This is a genomic window from Streptomyces anandii JCM 4720 (genome assembly GCF_014650655.1).
Taxonomy (GTDB): domain Bacteria; phylum Actinomycetota; class Actinomycetes; order Streptomycetales; family Streptomycetaceae; genus Streptomyces; species Streptomyces anandii.
In genome coordinates this window covers 352,100-353,014 of the sequence record NZ_BMVJ01000002.1, presented here as the reverse complement: position 1 = coordinate 353,014, position 915 = coordinate 352,100, and the positions used below count along the sequence as shown (strand labels likewise).

The following is a 915-nucleotide window of genomic DNA, read 5'->3' as shown; positions in this document are numbered from 1 at the left end:
GCTGGCCGTACGTGGCGCTGCTGCTCGGCGCGCTGGCCCTGTACTGGGGCGTGAGCTCGCTGCGCGCCAAGCCGCGCCGGTCCGACGCGGGCGGCGCCCCGGCGCCGGAGGGCCGGCCCCAGACCACGGCCGCGGTGAGCGGCCTGGTCACCGCCTCGCTGGCGCTGGCCCTGGTCGCGGTTTCCTTCACCGCGCAGCTGGTGTACCGCGACTACTACTCGTGCGTGAACGACGCCCTGACCAACCAGGCCAAGCAGTCCTGCGACCGGCATCTGCCGCAGGAGCTGCGGGGTGTGCTGGGGTTGAACGACTGACGGGCCGGCTAGGCGGGCTGGTCGGGCTTCCCGGGGTCGCCGTCCTCGGCGGGGCGCGCCGGGTGGTTCGCGGGTGGCTCGGCGGCGGGAGGCTCGTGCCCTTCCCGGGGCTCTTGCACGTCCGGTTGCACTTCCGCTTGTAGTTCCGTTCGTACTTCCGTTCGTACTTCCGATGCCTCGTCCGCGTCCGGTGGCCCGGCTTCGTGCGGAGGCTCCGCTTCCTGCGCCGCCTCCGTTCCGTGCGGCGGCTCGGCCGTGTCCCGGGGCTCCGGGGGTTTCGCCGCCGCCTGTCCGAGCGCCTCCCAGCGGGCCCGGCGGGCGGTGTCGTCGTCCTGCCAGGAGGTGGACTCGGGCCCCTCGGGCTCCTGGGGCAGGACGTCGTACGGCTCCAGCGTGGGGTCATCCAGCCGGGGCCCGGACACGGCGGCGGCCTGGGCAGCGGCGGGGACCTTCGCAGCCGAGGCCTGGCGGGGCCTGCCGATCCGCTGCCCGGTCGTGCTCTCCGCCTCCGCCGCCCTGCTGTCCCGGCAGCGCCACGCCCGTACGGCCAGCGCCGTGGGCAGGGCCCCCGCCGTCGTCCACGCCAGTGCCGCCGCGCCCA

The 915-nt window shown here is 76.0% G+C and carries 2 pseudogenes; one reads left to right on the top strand and one right to left on the bottom strand.

Annotated elements, in window-relative coordinates:
* Positions 1-314, top strand: a pseudogene (locus IE249_RS36215) (hypothetical protein); the annotation flags it as partial.
* An 8-nt stretch (positions 315-322) separates the two neighbouring features.
* Here IE249_RS36215 and IE249_RS36210 read toward each other — a convergent pair.
* Positions 323-915 (bottom strand): annotated as a pseudogene (locus IE249_RS36210) (hypothetical protein); the annotation flags it as partial.